The 13947-nt window shown below is 68.1% G+C and carries 19 protein-coding genes; 11 read left to right on the top strand and 8 right to left on the bottom strand.

The features are described 5' to 3' along the window. The first annotated feature begins 84 nt into the window (after positions 1 to 84). The 8 genes from DEH84_RS07080 (at position 85) to DEH84_RS07115 (ending at position 6102) form a co-directional block, all read left to right on the top strand. A complete protein-coding gene (locus tag DEH84_RS07080) occupies positions 85 to 1095 on the top strand; it encodes a baseplate J/gp47 family protein (protein WP_245932704.1) in 1011 nt (336 codons plus the stop codon). A 10-nt stretch (positions 1096 to 1105) separates the two neighbouring features. Next, a complete protein-coding gene (locus DEH84_RS07085; RefSeq protein ID WP_245932705.1) occupies positions 1106 to 1765 on the top strand; it encodes a UCP028438 family phage-derived protein in 660 nt (219 codons plus the stop codon). Positions 1766 to 1803: 38 nt separating this feature from the next. Further along, on the top strand, positions 1804 to 3543 hold the full coding sequence (locus DEH84_RS07090; RefSeq protein WP_109036045.1) for a hypothetical protein: 1740 nt from the start codon (positions 1804 to 1806) through the stop codon (positions 3541 to 3543). Positions 3544 to 3566: 23 nt separating this feature from the next. Then, positions 3567 to 3815, top strand: coding sequence for a hypothetical protein (locus DEH84_RS07095; RefSeq protein ID WP_109036047.1), 249 nt, complete (start codon positions 3567 to 3569; stop codon positions 3813 to 3815). A 63-nt stretch (positions 3816 to 3878) separates the two neighbouring features. Further along, entirely contained in the window at positions 3879 to 4283 is a 405-nt protein-coding gene (locus DEH84_RS07100; protein WP_109036049.1) for a hypothetical protein, read from the top strand. After that, the gene (locus DEH84_RS07105; protein WP_109036051.1) at positions 4283 to 5038 is read left to right on the top strand and encodes a hypothetical protein; all 756 of its coding nucleotides are present in this window, start codon (positions 4283 to 4285) and stop codon (positions 5036 to 5038) included. Before DEH84_RS07100 ends, DEH84_RS07105 begins: the two co-directional genes overlap by 1 nt. Beyond that, positions 5023 to 5664 carry a glycoside hydrolase family 19 protein gene (locus DEH84_RS07110; protein ID WP_109036053.1) on the top strand — a complete coding sequence of 214 codons (642 nt, stop codon included), beginning with the start codon at positions 5023 to 5025 and terminating at the stop codon, positions 5662 to 5664. Before DEH84_RS07105 ends, DEH84_RS07110 begins: the two co-directional genes overlap by 16 nt. A gap of 198 nt (positions 5665 to 5862) precedes the next feature. Further along, the gene (locus DEH84_RS07115; protein ID WP_109036055.1) at positions 5863 to 6102 is read left to right on the top strand and encodes a hypothetical protein; all 240 of its coding nucleotides are present in this window, start codon (positions 5863 to 5865) and stop codon (positions 6100 to 6102) included. A 266-nt stretch (positions 6103 to 6368) separates the two neighbouring features. Here the strand turns inward: DEH84_RS07115 and DEH84_RS07125 are convergent, their stop codons facing one another. The 6 genes from DEH84_RS07125 to coxB form a co-directional block, all read right to left on the bottom strand. Further along, positions 6369 to 6788 carry a VOC family protein gene (locus DEH84_RS07125; protein ID WP_109036057.1) on the bottom strand — a complete coding sequence of 140 codons (420 nt, stop codon included), beginning with the start codon at positions 6786 to 6788 and terminating at the stop codon, positions 6369 to 6371. After that, positions 6785 to 6913, bottom strand: a complete 129-nt coding sequence (locus tag DEH84_RS19630) for a hypothetical protein (protein WP_281262566.1) — start codon at positions 6911 to 6913, stop codon at positions 6785 to 6787. The genes DEH84_RS07125 and DEH84_RS19630 overlap by 4 nt, the downstream gene beginning before the upstream one ends. 75 nt (positions 6914 to 6988) lie before the next feature. After that, positions 6989 to 7846, bottom strand: coding sequence for a cytochrome c oxidase assembly protein (locus tag DEH84_RS07130; RefSeq protein WP_218929769.1), 858 nt, complete (start codon positions 7844 to 7846; stop codon positions 6989 to 6991). Continuing rightward, the gene (locus tag DEH84_RS07135) at positions 7837 to 8187 is read right to left on the bottom strand and encodes a hypothetical protein (protein ID WP_109036059.1); all 351 of its coding nucleotides are present in this window, start codon (positions 8185 to 8187) and stop codon (positions 7837 to 7839) included. Before DEH84_RS07135 ends, DEH84_RS07130 begins: the two co-directional genes overlap by 10 nt. Further along, positions 8184 to 10739, bottom strand: coding sequence for a cytochrome c oxidase subunit I (ctaD, locus tag DEH84_RS07140; RefSeq protein WP_109036062.1), 2556 nt, complete (start codon positions 10737 to 10739; stop codon positions 8184 to 8186). The genes DEH84_RS07135 and ctaD overlap by 4 nt, the downstream gene beginning before the upstream one ends. After that, positions 10736 to 11404, bottom strand: a complete 669-nt coding sequence (gene coxB, locus DEH84_RS07145; protein ID WP_109036064.1) for a cytochrome c oxidase subunit II — start codon at positions 11402 to 11404, stop codon at positions 10736 to 10738. The genes ctaD and coxB overlap by 4 nt, the downstream gene beginning before the upstream one ends. A gap of 33 nt (positions 11405 to 11437) precedes the next feature. Here coxB and DEH84_RS07150 point away from each other — a divergent pair, with 33 nt between their 5' ends. Next, positions 11438 to 11920 carry a DUF2231 domain-containing protein gene (locus DEH84_RS07150; RefSeq protein WP_109036066.1) on the top strand — a complete coding sequence of 161 codons (483 nt, stop codon included), beginning with the start codon at positions 11438 to 11440 and terminating at the stop codon, positions 11918 to 11920. A 33-nt stretch (positions 11921 to 11953) separates the two neighbouring features. Here the strand turns inward: DEH84_RS07150 and DEH84_RS07155 are convergent, their stop codons facing one another. Continuing rightward, on the bottom strand, positions 11954 to 12337 hold the full coding sequence (locus DEH84_RS07155) for a CopD family protein (protein ID WP_159098900.1): 384 nt from the start codon (positions 12335 to 12337) through the stop codon (positions 11954 to 11956). 128 nt (positions 12338 to 12465) lie between these two features. Between DEH84_RS07155 and DEH84_RS07160 the strand changes: the two genes are divergently transcribed. Both DEH84_RS07160 and DEH84_RS07165 read left to right on the top strand, forming a co-directional pair. Continuing rightward, a complete protein-coding gene (locus DEH84_RS07160; RefSeq protein WP_109036070.1) occupies positions 12466 to 12717 on the top strand; it encodes a hypothetical protein in 252 nt (83 codons plus the stop codon). A 305-nt stretch (positions 12718 to 13022) separates the two neighbouring features. Beyond that, entirely contained in the window at positions 13023 to 13406 is a 384-nt protein-coding gene (locus tag DEH84_RS07165; RefSeq protein ID WP_109036072.1) for a hypothetical protein, read from the top strand. Between the two features lie 12 nt (positions 13407 to 13418). Here DEH84_RS07165 and DEH84_RS07170 read toward each other — a convergent pair whose 3' ends face one another. Beyond that, entirely contained in the window at positions 13419 to 13943 is a 525-nt protein-coding gene (locus DEH84_RS07170; protein ID WP_109036074.1) for a nucleoside deaminase, read from the bottom strand. Between the last annotated feature and the right edge of the window lie 4 nt (positions 13944 to 13947).

A 13947-nucleotide genomic window follows, 5' to 3' on the forward strand; every position in this document is an offset into this window, starting at 1 on the left:
CAACATGGCACTCACCACCTACGATTCTTCACCAGCCTGATTCGACAGCAGGCCGCCGCCATCCAAGCCTCGGCCAAGGCCCTGGTGGACGTGTCTGTGGGCTCGATCACCCGGGCATTCATTGAGGCCAACGCCGCCATGGCGCTGTGGCTGCAGAGCCTGGTGCTCGGCGTGCTGGCGCGCTCGCGGGCGTCGACCAGCACCGGATCGGACCTCGACAGCTGGATGGCCGATTACGGCTTTGCCCGGCTCGGCGCGCAGTACGCCAGCGGCGTGGTGGCCTTCTCGCGCTTCACAGCCGGGGCCTCGGTCACCATCCCCGCCGGCACGACTGTGCAGACCGCCGACGGGGCCTGGCAGTACACCACCACGGCGCCGGCAACCTTGGCGCCGACGCAGAACACGGTGCAGGTTTCCGTGGCTGCATCGACCCCTGGCGCCGGCGGGAATGCCGCAATCGGCGCGGTGTCCACCATCGTGGGCGGCCTGTCCGGTGTCGACACGGTGACCAACGCCGCGGCGTTCGTCGGCGGCGCTGACGCCGAAACCGATGCAGCCTATCGGGCGCGATTCGTCGTGTGGGTCAACGGCTTGAGCAAGGCGACCGGCTCGGCCATCGGCGCGGCCATCGGCGCCGTGAAAGCCGGGTTGACCTACACCATCACCGAGAACGTGACCTATGCCGGCACCGCCCAGCCTGGCCACTTCTTCGTCGTGGTCGATGACGGCACCGGCTCCCCGTCGGCCGGCCTGCTTGCCAGTGTTGGCTCGGCAGTGGAGGCGGCCCGCGGACTGACCAGCACCTTTGCGGTGTTCGCCCCCGTTGTCCTGACGGCCAATGTGTCCGTGATCGTGACGGTGGCCGGCGGGTACGACGCGGCCACGGTGCGATCTTCCGTGCAGCTCGCGCTGGCCAGCTACATCAACAGCTTGAGTCTCGGCCAGGCCCTGCCTTACAGCCGACTCATGCAGGTGATCTATGACGCCAGCCCGGGTGTGACCAACGCGGCCACCCTGACCCTGAACGGCGGCACGGCAGATCTGGCGGCAACAGCCAAACAGGTCATCAAGGCCGGCGCCATCACTGTTTCCTGATGAGGTGCCCATGATCGGTGACCAATCCAACATGCTTGCGCGGCTCAAGGCCGTGCTGCCCCGCTGGTTCCCGGACAGCTCGCCCGTCGTCGACGGCCTGCTGTCGGGCCTGGCCAGCGTGCACGCGGGTCTGTTTTCCCTGGTGAGCTACGCCGGCCTGCAGACGCGCATCAAGACCGCAACAGATGGCTGGCTTGACATGATCGCGGCCGACTTCTTCGGCAGCTCCCTGGTGCGCGCCATCAACCAGTCCGACACCAGCCTGCGCACCCGCATCCTGCTGTCGCTTCTGCGCGAGCGCGCCACCCGCGCCGCGCTGCGCCGGGTGCTGGTAGATCTGACGGGGCGAGAGCCCACGATCATCGAGCCCGCCCGGCCAACCGACTGCGGCGGATACGGCGCCCCCGTGGCCGGGTACGGATCTGCTGGCGCGTACGGCTCCATGGCGCTCCCGTTCCAGTGCTTCGTGCAAGCGAAGCGGCCCAGCTCGGCCGGTATCCCGATGGTGGGGGGCTATGGCAAGCCCGCGCTGGCCTACAGCACGCCCAGCCAAAGCAAGTACGCCACCCTGGCCGATGTGTCGGGCGCCGTGACCGATGCCGACATTTACGCAGCCGTCGAATCGGTGCGGCCCGCCGGCGCAACGGTGTGGGTCAACATCGCCTCATAATCGGGCGCAATGCGCTCTAAAAGGTAGCCATCAAAAATATGGACCGTCCCATCGTCTACCCCGGTCAGATCCCCTTGGAGACTGACCTTCTCAGCACGAACCGCAACGCGCTCGTTGGCTTGGCCAAGCTGTGCGCTGCGCTGTTCGGATCCACCACCATGGCGTTTGGCTTGGCTGCCACGCCGGACTCGCCCGCCTCGATGCGTGTGGCCATCGGCCCCGGCGACATTTACCAGCTGGCCAACCTCGACAGCTCCGCTTACAGCTCGCTGGCCGCGGACACCACGCACCAGATCGTCAAGCAAGGGATCAACCTCGATGCCACGTATCTGACGCTTTCCGCTCCCGGCACGGCTGGCCAGTCGATCAACTACTTGATTCAGGCCACGCTTGCGGAGGCCGACGCCGGCGCCACCGTGCTGCCGTACTACAACAGCAGCAACCCGGCGGCGGCCTACTCGGGGCCCAGCAACTCCGGGCAGGCGCAAGCCACAAACCGCAAGGTATCCGTCACGCTGGCCGCCAAGGCGGGCGCAGCGGCCGCTACGGGATCGCAGGTCACCCCGGCACCTGACGCCGGGTACATCGGCCTTTGGGTCGTTACGGTGGCCTATGGCGCAACCACAATCACCGCCGGGAACATCAGCCGCTATGCGTGGGCGCCCTACATCCCCGACGCCGGGCTGCTGGTTGGCTCGATCCAACAGGGCGGCACCATTGCATCAGCTGCGGGTGGCACGGCCGACGCGCTCACGGGGATCTACAACCCGAACATCAGCACCCTGACCAACGGCCTGACGCTGTTCGTGCGAGCCAACCTGGCAAACACATCCACCACGCCCACGTTCACGCCAAACTCCGGCACGGTCGCCGCCAAGGCCATCGTGAAGGGCAACAACTTGCCTTTGGCGCCAGGTGACATTGCAGGCGCTGGCCATTGGCTGGAGATGACCTACGACAGCACGCTGGACAAGTGGACGCTTCAGAACCCCGCGACAGGCATTGCCGCCCCTGCCATAACTGGCGGCGCCAAGAACCTGCAGGCATCCGCAACTGGCTCATCGGCCGCCGTGAGCATCAGCGCCGATGAGCTTGTGCTGTCGAACGCATCCGGCAGCTACAAGACCCTTAGCGGGGTGGCGGTTGCGCTAAACAGCGCCGGAACGGGTGTCAACGGGCTTGATACCGGCACCCTCGCCGCCTCTACGTGGTACAGCCTGTGGGTGATCTGGAACGGCTCGACAGTCGCAAGCCTGATTTCGATGTCGGGCACGGCGCCAACAATGCCGGCCGGCTACACCTTCAAGACCCGCGTCGGCTGGATCTACACCGATAGCACCGCCAATAAATACCCGTACGGGTTCGTCCAATACGGGCGCACCGTTCGCCTCAAACGCGACGGCGCGCTGGCTGCAGGCTTCCCTGGGCTGTTCTATGGCGTCCAGGGCAACATCACCACGCCCACCTGGGCATCCTCCCGGGTGCGCGGATTGAGCACGGGGGTTGCGCTTCCCCCGACCGCCGGAAAAGCAGCCCTCATGGTGGGCACGTCCTCGGCCGCCGGCATGACCGCCATGGTGGCGCCGTCTGCATCTTATGGCGGTTACTCGGGCACCAACCACCTGCGTGCGCCGCTCACGGTGAGTAACACCACCACCGCGTCCGGAAATGGATTCACCGTGCTGGGTGAGGTTCTGCTGGAGTCGGATTACCTTTTTTATGCCGGTGACAACGCTTCGTGCAACGCCGTATTTGTCGGCTGGGAGGACAACCTGTGAGTTACGCAGTCCGTAAGGATGGAATGGGATGGCGCGCCGCCGCATCGGAGGCCGACTGCCTTGAGCATGAGTTTTGGCAGGCTACGCAGCCTCCACCGCCCGACACGGCGAAAGCCGACCGTATCGCCGCAATCAAGCTCGAGCTGTTGGCGGTTGACGCCAAGACGCCGCGAGCCGTGCGCGAGTCCACCCTGACTGGCGACACGTCGCGCCTGGTGGACCTTGAGGCGCAGGCCGTCAAGCTGCGCGCCGAGCTGGCCACGCTCACCTGACCGAACCCGCCCCGCAACCACACCCGCCCATGAGGCGGGTTTTTCATTTCTGGAGGGCCATTGATGGCTGAACCCACTTCCACGGCGCTGCTCGCATCGGTCGGCGCCTTCACCTCGGCCATGGGCTTCCTGGCCGCATCCATGGGGGTGCCCCCGCCCGTCGTCATGGCGGCGATCCTGGGCGCGGCTACGGCTGTCGGCGCATCTGATCGTGCCGTCATGTCTGCGCGCAGCGTCTTCGCCATGGCGATGACGTTCTGCATGTCGCTGGGCCTCGGCATCTGGGCTGGCAGCAAGCTGGCCGGCCCCGTGCTGGTGGCGCTGCTCAACAGCCTGCCGGGCCTGTCCCTTCACCTGGCCGATGACGCAGCAAACCCGCTGTGCACGGCCATCCTGGCCGCCATCGGACAGCGCGAGCTGCTGCCGCTGGGCCTGGCCTTTCTGCGCAGCAAGGCGGGGGGTGCGTGATGACTGTTCCGACTGTTCACACTTTCCTCGGCTGGCTGCAGGTGCTGTGCGGCCTGGCCATCATGCTGGGCGGCCTGGCCCTGGCCATGTCCGCAACCGATGCGCGCACGCCGCGGCCGGTGCGCTGGGCCTTGTCGGGCCTGGTGGCGTGGGGTGCATGGCTCGCCGCCATCCCCCTGGGTGGCCACGGGCACGACAGCATGCCGGCGCTCGCCGTGGCGCTGCTGCTGGCCGTCCTGCTGCTGTTCCGCGGCCATCGCATCAGCGCGCTGCTGGCAGGGGAGGGTTGGCCACCGGCCAAGCGCGGCCAGGTCTGGAGCGTCACGCTACCGGCGCGCCGGCATGTCGTGGGGTGGCGTAAAAAAATCGACCCCATCTGGCTGCTGTTCGGCAACGAGGATGACGGCTGGTACGGTGACGCCACCTGGCGCGCAGGCCGGCCCGAGTCGATTGGCCTGGCCGTGCTCTGGTGGCTGCGCAACCCGTGCCACAACCTGACGTGGTACCTGATCGGCGTGGCAGACCGCGAGCGCATCGTGACAGGGCGGTGGGTGCCGCGGATCCACAAGCCGGGCGGCGGGGCGCTGACGTGCTGGACCGACGTGCTGGTGTGCAACCGCTGGTGGCTGTCCCTGCCGTTCGTGTCCTACCTCTCGCCCTACTGCAAGTTCTACCTGGGCTGGCGAACGGGCGGGGCCTTCGGCATCAAGCTGAATCTGAGCGTGAAGGGGCGGCCGGAATGGGTTTCGCGCTGACGCTCGATCACCTGCTGGCGTCGGGCGTGCCGCCCACGCTGGCCAAGCGCATGGTGGACCCGCTGCGCGCCGCCTGCGCGCTGCACGCCATCGACACCAAGGGCCGCCTGGCGGCCTTTCTTGGCCAGGCCATCGTGGAGTCGTCGGGCTTCGTCCGGCTCGATGAGGTGCTGACCTATTCCAGCGCCCAGCGCATCCTCGATCTGTTCCCCAGCCGGGTGAAGACCTTGGCGCAGGCGCAGAGCCTGGTGCGCAAGCCTGTGGCCTTCGCCAATTGCGTCTACGCCGGCAAGAACGGCAACGGCGATGAGGCGAGCGGCGACGGCTACCGCTTCCATGGCCGCGGCATCTTCCAGCTCACGGGCCGGGCCTGGTACGAGCGCGCCGGCCGCGAGCTGGGCCGCCCCTACCTTGAACAGCCGGATCTGCTGCTGCAGCCGTCTGACGCCTGCCTGTCGGCCGCCTGGTACTGGAAGGTCTGCGGCTGCAACGAGCTGGCCGATGCGCGGCAGCTGGACGCCATCACCAAGGCGATCAACGGGCCGGCCATGGACCAGGCCGCCCGACGCCGAACCGAGGCCAACGAGATGCTGGCCATCCTCAACACCACCACCGACACAGCATGAAAACAGCCCTGTCTGTCGTGCTGGCCATTGCCGGGACGCTCGCCCTGGCTTGGCTGGCCGTCAACCGATACGGGGACGCACGGGAGCACCAGGGATACCTGGCCCGCGTCACCGAAGAAGCCCGCCAGGCCGTGCGCCTGGCCGAACAGCGCCGCGTCGAAGACGCCAAGCGCGCCCAACAGATGAAGGAATCCGAAGATGAAAACCAACGCCTTGCGGCTGCTGCTGACCGTGATCGCGCTGCCGCTGCTGCTGAACTTGACAGCCTGCGGCTCGCCCTGCGTCGACGCCGGGAAGGGGCTGCAGCTGCCGGAGGTGCGGGAGGCGCAGCGCCCCAAGATCAGCCGGGAGCTGATGCAGCCGGAGAAGGTGGATTACTCGCTGAATGCGGGGGAGAAGTTGCACGGCTGGCGGGTGAAGCTGACCGGCTCGCCGTGAAGGTCAACGGCCTGCAAGGCGGCATCACTGCTGCCTGCCAGGAATGCATCGACGCCGTGGAAACCATACCCGACAGACAGCATTGATTGCTCACGGTGTACGCTGGTTTTTTTCCAAAAGCTGGCGTAAGCTGTTGATTCTAAAGGCACGAAAACCAAATTGTGATTCTGGTTGTCGTGGGTTCGAGTCCCATCAGCCACCCCACCGAATAGTTCAAAGGCGACAAGCATTCAGGTGCTTGTCGCCTTTGTCGTTCTGGGGTTGCGTCAGAGGGCCTCCAGCCCGGGGTTGTAGACCACTTCCCACAGGTGGCCCTCGGGGTCCTGGAAGTAGCCAGCGTAGCCGCCATAGAAAGTGACCTGGGCCGGCTTGATGATTCTTGCCCCTGCGTCCTGCGCCTGGGCCATCACCGCGTCCACCTCTTCAACCGAGTTCACGTTGTGCCCGAGGCTCATGGCCGTCGGTGCCGCTGCGGCCATGGGAAGTCCCGTGTCGCGGGCGAGACTGGCTCGCGGCCACAAAGCGAGTCTGAGCCCACCCGCAAGGCGAAAGAAGGCGACGGCACCCTGCTCGAACTCCGCGCCGACGATGCCTTGGGTGCTCAGACCCAGCCCGTCGCGGTAGAAGGCGACGGCGCGGGGCAGGTCGTCGACGCCGAGGGTGATGACCGACACATGGGGCTTCATGGCGCAAGGGCGAGCGTGGCGCTCAGCCGGTCCAGGGCGTGGGCGGGCTCGATGAGGGCGTTCATTCCCACGGCGACAAACGCTGCGGAGGGCGGCGCCTGGAGAAGGCTTGTGGTCTTGAACATCGTCGTGGAGGCAGGCGGTGGAGTTTGGTGTGCGCAAGGTGCGGGTGAACGCGATTCTGCCCGGCGGCGTGTCGATCAACAGGTCTGAGGAGGTGGCTGCCTCGCGACGGGCGGTTTCAACCAGCGGCTGACCAGCCAACCCGCCGCCGCCACATAGACCGCGCCGCCGGGTGCCCACATCAGCAGCCCGGCCAGCTGCTGGTCGTCAAGCGTCCGGGATTCAGGGAAGTACAGGGGGCGCGGCGCGAAGACGAGCACCGCACCCAGAAAGCCGGTGTGCATGAGGGTGAGCCACAGCGACAGCATGGCGGCGGCCCTCACAGGGGGCGGGGCGCGCAGCACCGCCCACCAGAAGCCCCAGGCGCTCAAGAGGAAGCAGGCGTGCTCGATCGCATGCAAGGCCTCATGCTGCAGAGCCGCCATGTAGGGCCGCGGCATGTGCCACACCCACAGTGCCGCCCCGTGCGCCAGCGCCCAGCCCAGCGGATACCGCAAGCTGCCCAGCACTGGCCGTGTCCACGGGTCAAGTCGCGGGCCCAGGGCGGCGCGCCATTGCACCAGCGGCCGGGCCACCACCATCCACGGTGCCACCACCGCAATCAGGAGCATGTGCTGCAGCATGTGCATGGCGGTGCTGTGGGCTGCGGCCTCGTCAACGGGACCGAACAGCGCCAATCCGCAGACCAGCATGCCGCTGTGGAAGGCCGCGCGGCTGCGGCGGTCTGGCCGCACGCGCAGGGCTCCGAGCAGGTACAGCCACCAGGCGGTGAGGTAGAGCACCCAGCTGAGCCACACGGGCCACACCTGCTGGCCGGCCAGGCCGACCGGTGTGTGGGCCTGGGCTCCGCTCATGCCCAGCAGCACCGAGGCGGTCAGTGACCCGCGCAGGAACAACCTGCATCGGAGGCAGCCTGTGTCGGGCATCACAGGCATGGTGGCAGGCGCCACAACGGCAGCGCGACAAACAACGTGGAGAACGCGGCCGTGCCATGCAACACGGCCGCGGTCAACGCGATGAAGCGCCCCGTAGCCGGCAGCGCGGCCTGCCGGCTCGCGCGCAGACACCGCCACATCATCCACACCATCACCGCCGCGAACCCGACGCCGATCATGAGCAGGGCGGTGTTGACGGCGGTGGGATGAACGGCAGCGTGCGGCGCGGGTGACACACAGCTGAGCGCCTGGACGGTGTAGATGAGCACGAACCACACAGTCCACAGCAGCAGACCCCAGACCAGTTGCAAGGGGTGCGTCGCGTGCAGCAGCCGGCTCATGGCGCGCTCCACAGGGCGGGCACCCCGAACACCACGCCCGCGGTAACCCACAGGGTCGCCGCGGCGAAGCCCCACCACTGGGTCACCACGAGCGGCTCGTAGGGGGCGTGCGGGCCGACGTAGCGGTGGCCCACACGCCAGGCCTGCAGCAGGCTGGCGACCGAGCCGATCAGGCCATGCAGCAGCTGGAAGGCGAACAGCGTGCAGACGATGGCGTCGTGCGCGTGCTGTTGCGGCGCGAGCGGCACCACGCGGAGCAGGACGGCCAGGCAGGCCACAGACAGCAGGCCCAGCAGGCCGGCGCCCAGCGTCTGCGGCACGAGCCCCGCATCGTGCCCGCGCTGGAGTCGCTGACTGGCTCGTCGCATGAGTGCCAGCCCGACCGCGGCCGTGGTCAGCGCCGTCCCGCCCAGAGCCAGGCCGGTCGGTGTCAGCCGGGCCAGCAGCGGAGTCGGCAGGGGCGCACTGGCTGCGGCGGGCGACACCGTCCAGAGGTACAGCCACCCGAACAGCAGCGACGCATAGAGGGCGCCATCGGCCAGCAGCGTCATCCCCATGCCCCAGAGGCCCGGCCCGTCGGCGGTGCGCGAGTGCAGCAGAAGGCCTTCCGGCAAGCCGTGGGTTTCGGCCGCGGCCCCCGGGTGGGCGCCATTCACCCATGACCAACGCAATGCCACACCGGCCGCCGCCCCCGCACCCAGGGCCGCCACCCCATACGCCTTCGCAAGCAGGGCCACGCACACCCAACCCAGGGCCAGCCCCAGCAGCAGCGGCAGAAAGCTGTTGCCGGGCAGATGGATCACCTCACGCGGGGTGCCCTGAGTCGGGTCGCTGCCCATGGTTTCGCGCCGGCCGTGGTTTGCGCGGGGCAGGGCCAGCTGCCCCTCGCGCATGCGCTCTGGCAGGTCCGGTTCGTCCCACAGGGGATGGCGGCTGGTGACCGTGGGCAGGCTGGCGAAGTTGTAGGCGCGGGGAGGCATGTCGCAGGCCCATTCCAGCGTGTCGGCCTGCCAGGGATTGGGGCTGGCGCGCCGGCCGTGTCGCACCGACAGGAACAGGTCCATGAAGACCATGGCCACGCCGAAGGCCATGACGAAGCTGAAGACGGAGGACACGAGGTTCGGTAGGTCCCAACCCAGCCCGGCTTCGTAGGTGTAGACCCGGCGCGGCATGCCGAGCAGGCCGGTCCAGTGCATGATGAGGAAGGTGCCGTTGAACCCGATGAAGGTGACCCAGAACGCCCAGCGTGCGAGGCGCTCTGACGGCATGCGGCCGCTGAACAGGGGCAGCCAGTGGTACAGCCCAGCCACGAGCGGAAACAGCATGCCGCCCACGAGCACGTAGTGCATGTGGGCGACGACGAAGTGGGTGTCGTGCACCTGCCAGTCGAACGGCACGAGGGCGAGCATGACGCCCGTCAGCCCGCCGGCCACGAAGATCAGCAGGAAGCCGGTGAGCCACAGCATGGGCACCGTGCGCTGGGGGCGCCCGGCCCACAGGGTGGCCAGCCAGGCAAAGACCTGGATGCCGGTGGGCACCGCCACCAGCATGCTGGCCGCCGAGAAGAAGGCCTGCGCCAGATGCGGCAGGCCGATGGTGAACATGTGGTGCACCCACAGGCCGAAGCTGATGAAGCCCGTGGTGATGACGGCAATGACCGACCAGGTGTAGCCGACCAGCGGATGGCGCACGTGTGCCGGCAGGATGGTGGAGACGATGCCCGCCGCGGGCAGGAAGATGATGTAGACCTCGGGGTGGCCGAACAGCCAGAAGAGGTGCTGCCACAGGATCGGGTCACCGCCGCGTGCGACATCGAAAAAAGCCCAGCCGGCCGAGCGTTCGAGCTCCAGCAGGATGCTGCCCAGGATGAGCGGTGGGAAGCCGGCGATGATCATCAGCGAGGTCACGAGCATGTACCACGCGAAGATGGGCATGCGGGGCAGCGTCATGCCGCGCGCGCGGGTGCGCAGGATGGACACCACCATCTCGATGGCCGAGGCCATGGTGGCGATCTCGACAAAGGTGATGCCCAGCAGCCAGAAGTCGGCGTTGGGCCCCGGGCTGTAGGGGCGGCTGCTGAGCGGCACGTACATGAACCAGCCGGTGTCCGGGGCCACCGCCCACACGAGGCTGGAGAGCAGGATCACGCCGCCGAACAGGTAGGACCAGTAGCCGAGCGCGCTGAGCCGCGGGAAGACCAGGTCGCGCGCCCCCAGCATCTTGGGCATCAGGTAGGAAGCCAGGCCCTGCAGCACCGGCACGGCAAACAGGAACATCATGACGCTGCCGTGCATGGTGAAGGCCTGGTTGTAGGCGCTGGCGTCCATCACCGTGGCGCCCGGGCGCGCGAGTTGCGCTCGCACCAGCATGGCCAGCAGTCCACCGACCACAAAGAACACCGCCCCCGTTCCCATGAAGCGCAGCCCGATGCTGCTATGGTTGACGACGGACGCCGTGCGCCAGCCCGTCGGGTTGCCCCAGACGGCTTCCATCTCGGCATGCAGGACCTCGGGGTCGCGGCCGGGCCCACTGTCGGCCGACTCGGGGCTCATGGCGCAGGCTCCTTCATCCAGCGGGCAAAGTCCGCGGGGGGCATCACGATGACGTTCAGCACCATGTGCGCATGGCCGGTGCCGCAGAACTCGGCGCACTGCCCGCGGTGCACGCCCGGGGTGTCTGCTTGCAGGCGCAGCGCGTTCACGCGGCCCGGGATGGCGTCGACCTTGCCTTGCAGGCGTGGCACCCAGAAGCTGTGGATCACGTCGTCGGCGTGCACGCGGACGTCCACCGGCACACCGGCCGGCATGCGCAATTCGTTGACCAGCGGGGTGGTGCGGCCGGCATAGTGCACCAGCCATGTCCACCGCCTGGCGTGCACGTCGACCGTGATGCGCGGTGCGCCGGCGGGCAGGGGCAGGGCCTGGATGCCATGGCCGGCGGGCATGCCGAATGCCAGCAGGACCACGATGCTGAAGGTGGGCCAGAGCACGCCGCCGACCAGCAGCCACCGCGAGGCCCAGGCGGGCCGGGTTGTGTCAGCCGGGGGCGCGTGGCGACGATGCAGGCCGCGCCACCACAAGGCCGCCACCACCACGAGCGCGAGGGTGCCGTAAGCCAGCATGCCCCACCAGAGCGCGGCGATCGTGCGGGCCGCAGGGCCGGCGGGGTCGAGGATGGACTGCGGCCCGGCACAGGCGCTCAAGCCGGCCAGCGGCATCGTGGCCAGAATCAGGACTAGCGGAGACGCCCGATGGCAGCACGCAGACGCAGAACGACGGTGATCGACCCGATCCACAGCCATGTACGGCTGGCGGGGCACCCGCTGCATCCCATGGTGGTGCACTTTCCGGTGGCGATGCTGCTGGCCGTTCTGGGGGCCGACGCCGCGCATTGGTGGACGGCCGATGTGTTCTGGCAGCGCGCCGCCCTGTGGCTCGCCGGGGTGGGGGCCTGGGGCGGCTGGTTTGCGGCGGTGGTGGGCACGGCCGACTGGGTGCTGGTGCGGCGCATCCGGGGCATGCTGGTCGCGGCGTGCCACGGCGTGGCGGCGGTGATGATGCTGTCCGTGGCAACGCTGAGCTGGTTCTGGCGGCTGCAGGTCGCCCCTTCCGGCGAGCCGGTGTGGATGACCGTGGCACTCAGTGCGTTGGCGGCGTTTCTGGTCGGCTTGGCGAGCCTGCTGGGCGGCCGGCTGGTTTACGAGCAGGCGGTGGGCGTGGTGACGGCGAGGTAGCGTGGCGCAGCGACGCTCCCTCATCGCACGGCCTTACGCAGGTTTGGCCAGCACGAGCCACAGCGTGCCGACCATGGCTGAGGCGGTGGCGGCAGACAGGCCGAGATGCGGCGATGAGGGCAGGGGCTCGCCGTGCTCTTCGCGGTGCAGGGCCCACCCGGCAAGCAGGTGACACGTGGCGAGCAACGTGACCGCAAACAGCTTCGCGGCCAGCCAGGTCGGCGTGCCATCCACCAGGGCGAAGAGGCCCGTGCCCGTGGCAATGGCCACCAGCGCAGCGGGCGTGGCCATGAGCAGGAACAGGGTCCGCTGTGGTGCGGCCGCTTCCTGCGTGTCCGGGGGGCCACCCGGGCGGCCGAGCGCGGCGACGACGCCCAAGAGCGCGCCGCACCAGCACACCAGCGCGGCAAGGTGCATTGTTTTCAACCAGAGCATGGCCCGCCGGGCGGCAAACCGTGTGCCCGCGGGCTAGGGAAAGGCCGGTGTCCGCAGGCATGCAGAATGCGCAACATGGTCCTGTGTCCTTTGACGCACGGAGGTGAATCATGGGAAGCGCATGCGAACAGCTCAACCCGAGCCAGGTGGATGAGACCGTGGACGTGAGTGGTTGCAGCTATCTCGTGACGGCCAAGCGCCACAGCGACTCGGGAACGTGGTCGGTGTCGGTGGAGGCGGTCGCGATCGATGGCGATCCGCCCGAGACCGCATGGGACGGCGAGATTCCGGTGGGCGCCGGGTTTGGCTCGCCGCTCTCGGCGCTGGCTGCCGGGAAGTCATGGCTGGCCGCGCACCCATGACAAGCGCGCGCTACGCGCAAGGCTGACGGGCATCGGTACAAAACACCACACCGGGTTGCAAGCGATGAGCTTGCTTACATTGCCCTGCAATCCGTCGCATTGTGAAACGGGATGGGTGAGGATTGGTCACCGGACATGGAACGTGCGATCACAAGCCCGGACAGGAGGGCAGGCACGCTGGTTGCCGTGCATGCTGCGTCGTGGTGCACAAGGAGCGGGAGATGCGGCTTGCGTGTTGGGCTCTTGCGTTCGGAGTCGGTGTCTGGGCCACTCCGGCGGGAGCGCAGGTTCCTGAGGGCGGACGGGTGGCGGCCAAGGCCGGCCAGTTCGTCTGGTACGGCGTGCCGGGCAAGTGGCGCAGCGCCTCGGTGGCGGCCACGGGTACCTACGTATGCGATGCGGCCACCCTGGGCGGCGATCCGGCGCCAGGCGAGGCCAAGCAGTGCCACGTCAGCGAAGTCGGCTCGGCGTTCAATTGCATTCCGTCCCAGTTCGGCGGCACGGGCACGGGCTTCGTGAAGTCAGTGAGCCTGATGCCGCTGGAGATGTGGGCGGCGTGGAAGTGTGGCGACAAGCCGCAGTACCTCGTGTGTGCCGGTTCGGGGTGCCTGGGTGATTTCATCAGTGGCCCGCCCGACCAGGCGGCCACTGCGGCCGTGATGGCCAAGGCGCGCGCGGCCCTCAAGTGAGCGAGCGGGCCGTCAGGCTCCGTGCTCGCGATGCCAGAAGCCGCGGTGCAGCGCGGCGATGTCCTCTTCCATGGCAGCCACGGGGCCGATGACCTCGATCGGCTTCTGCCCGCGGGCGAAGACGTCCCTGCAGGGCAGGTTCATGGTCGGGTTTTCGCTGGCGTCGCCCGTGAGTTCAAGAAGCCGGTGCTCGGTCATGCCATACACCACGCGCCCGATGTTGGCCCAGTACTGGGTGGCAGCGCACATGGCACACGGCTCGGCCGTCGTGACGAGGGTGCACTGCCACAGCACCTCGGGGCTGTAGTTCAGGGCCGCGGTGCGCGCCAGCACCGATTCGGCATGGTTCACCGTGTCGACGTTGCCTTGCTCTGCCAGCACCGTGTGGCCGTCGGGCCCCACCAGAATGGCCCCGAAGGGATGGCGGCCAAGACTGCGTGCGCGTTCGGCCACCGTATTGGCGCGGCGCAGCAGCGAGGTGATCTGTGCCTCGCTGAGCGGAGGCAGGGCGGGGTAGCGGGGTGGGGGCACAGGCATGGAT

It is taken from the genome of Aquabacterium olei, from assembly GCF_003100395.1.
Lineage (GTDB): Bacteria > Pseudomonadota > Gammaproteobacteria > Burkholderiales > Burkholderiaceae_C > Aquabacterium > Aquabacterium olei.

Bases quoted from the DNA above. Each gene is read 5' to 3' on its own strand.
- DEH84_RS07085 (WP_245932705.1), top strand. From the start codon at position 1,106: ATGATCGGTGACCAATCCAACATGCTTGCGCGGCTCAAGGCCGTGCTG.
- DEH84_RS07095 (WP_109036047.1), top strand. From the start codon at position 3,567: ATGGGATGGCGCGCCGCCGCATCGGAGGCCGACTGCCTTGAGCATGAG.
- DEH84_RS07135 (WP_109036059.1), bottom strand. From the start codon at position 8,187: ATGAGCCGGCTGCTGCACGCGACGCACCCCTTGCAACTGGTCTGGGGT.
- ctaD (WP_109036062.1), bottom strand. From the start codon at position 10,739: ATGAGCCCCGAGTCGGCCGACAGTGGGCCCGGCCGCGACCCCGAGGTC.
- DEH84_RS07090 (WP_109036045.1), top strand. From the start codon at position 1,804: ATGGACCGTCCCATCGTCTACCCCGGTCAGATCCCCTTGGAGACTGAC.
- DEH84_RS07155 (WP_159098900.1), bottom strand. From the start codon at position 12,337: ATGCACCTTGCCGCGCTGGTGTGCTGGTGCGGCGCGCTCTTGGGCGTC.
- DEH84_RS07125 (WP_109036057.1), bottom strand. From the start codon at position 6,788: ATGAAGCCCCATGTGTCGGTCATCACCCTCGGCGTCGACGACCTGCCC.
- DEH84_RS07115 (WP_109036055.1), top strand. From the start codon at position 5,863: ATGAAAACCAACGCCTTGCGGCTGCTGCTGACCGTGATCGCGCTGCCG.
- DEH84_RS07160 (WP_109036070.1), top strand. From the start codon at position 12,466: ATGGGAAGCGCATGCGAACAGCTCAACCCGAGCCAGGTGGATGAGACC.
- DEH84_RS07105 (WP_109036051.1), top strand. From the start codon at position 4,283: ATGACTGTTCCGACTGTTCACACTTTCCTCGGCTGGCTGCAGGTGCTG.
- DEH84_RS07100 (WP_109036049.1), top strand. From the start codon at position 3,879: ATGGCTGAACCCACTTCCACGGCGCTGCTCGCATCGGTCGGCGCCTTC.
- DEH84_RS07130 (WP_218929769.1), bottom strand. From the start codon at position 7,846: ATGCCTGTGATGCCCGACACAGGCTGCCTCCGATGCAGGTTGTTCCTG.
- DEH84_RS07170 (WP_109036074.1), bottom strand. From the start codon at position 13,943: ATGCCTGTGCCCCCACCCCGCTACCCCGCCCTGCCTCCGCTCAGCGAG.
- DEH84_RS07110 (WP_109036053.1), top strand. From the start codon at position 5,023: ATGGGTTTCGCGCTGACGCTCGATCACCTGCTGGCGTCGGGCGTGCCG.
- coxB (WP_109036064.1), bottom strand. From the start codon at position 11,404: ATGCCGCTGGCCGGCTTGAGCGCCTGTGCCGGGCCGCAGTCCATCCTC.
- DEH84_RS07150 (WP_109036066.1), top strand. From the start codon at position 11,438: ATGGCAGCACGCAGACGCAGAACGACGGTGATCGACCCGATCCACAGC.
- DEH84_RS19630 (WP_281262566.1), bottom strand. From the start codon at position 6,913: ATGTTCAAGACCACAAGCCTTCTCCAGGCGCCGCCCTCCGCAGCGTTT.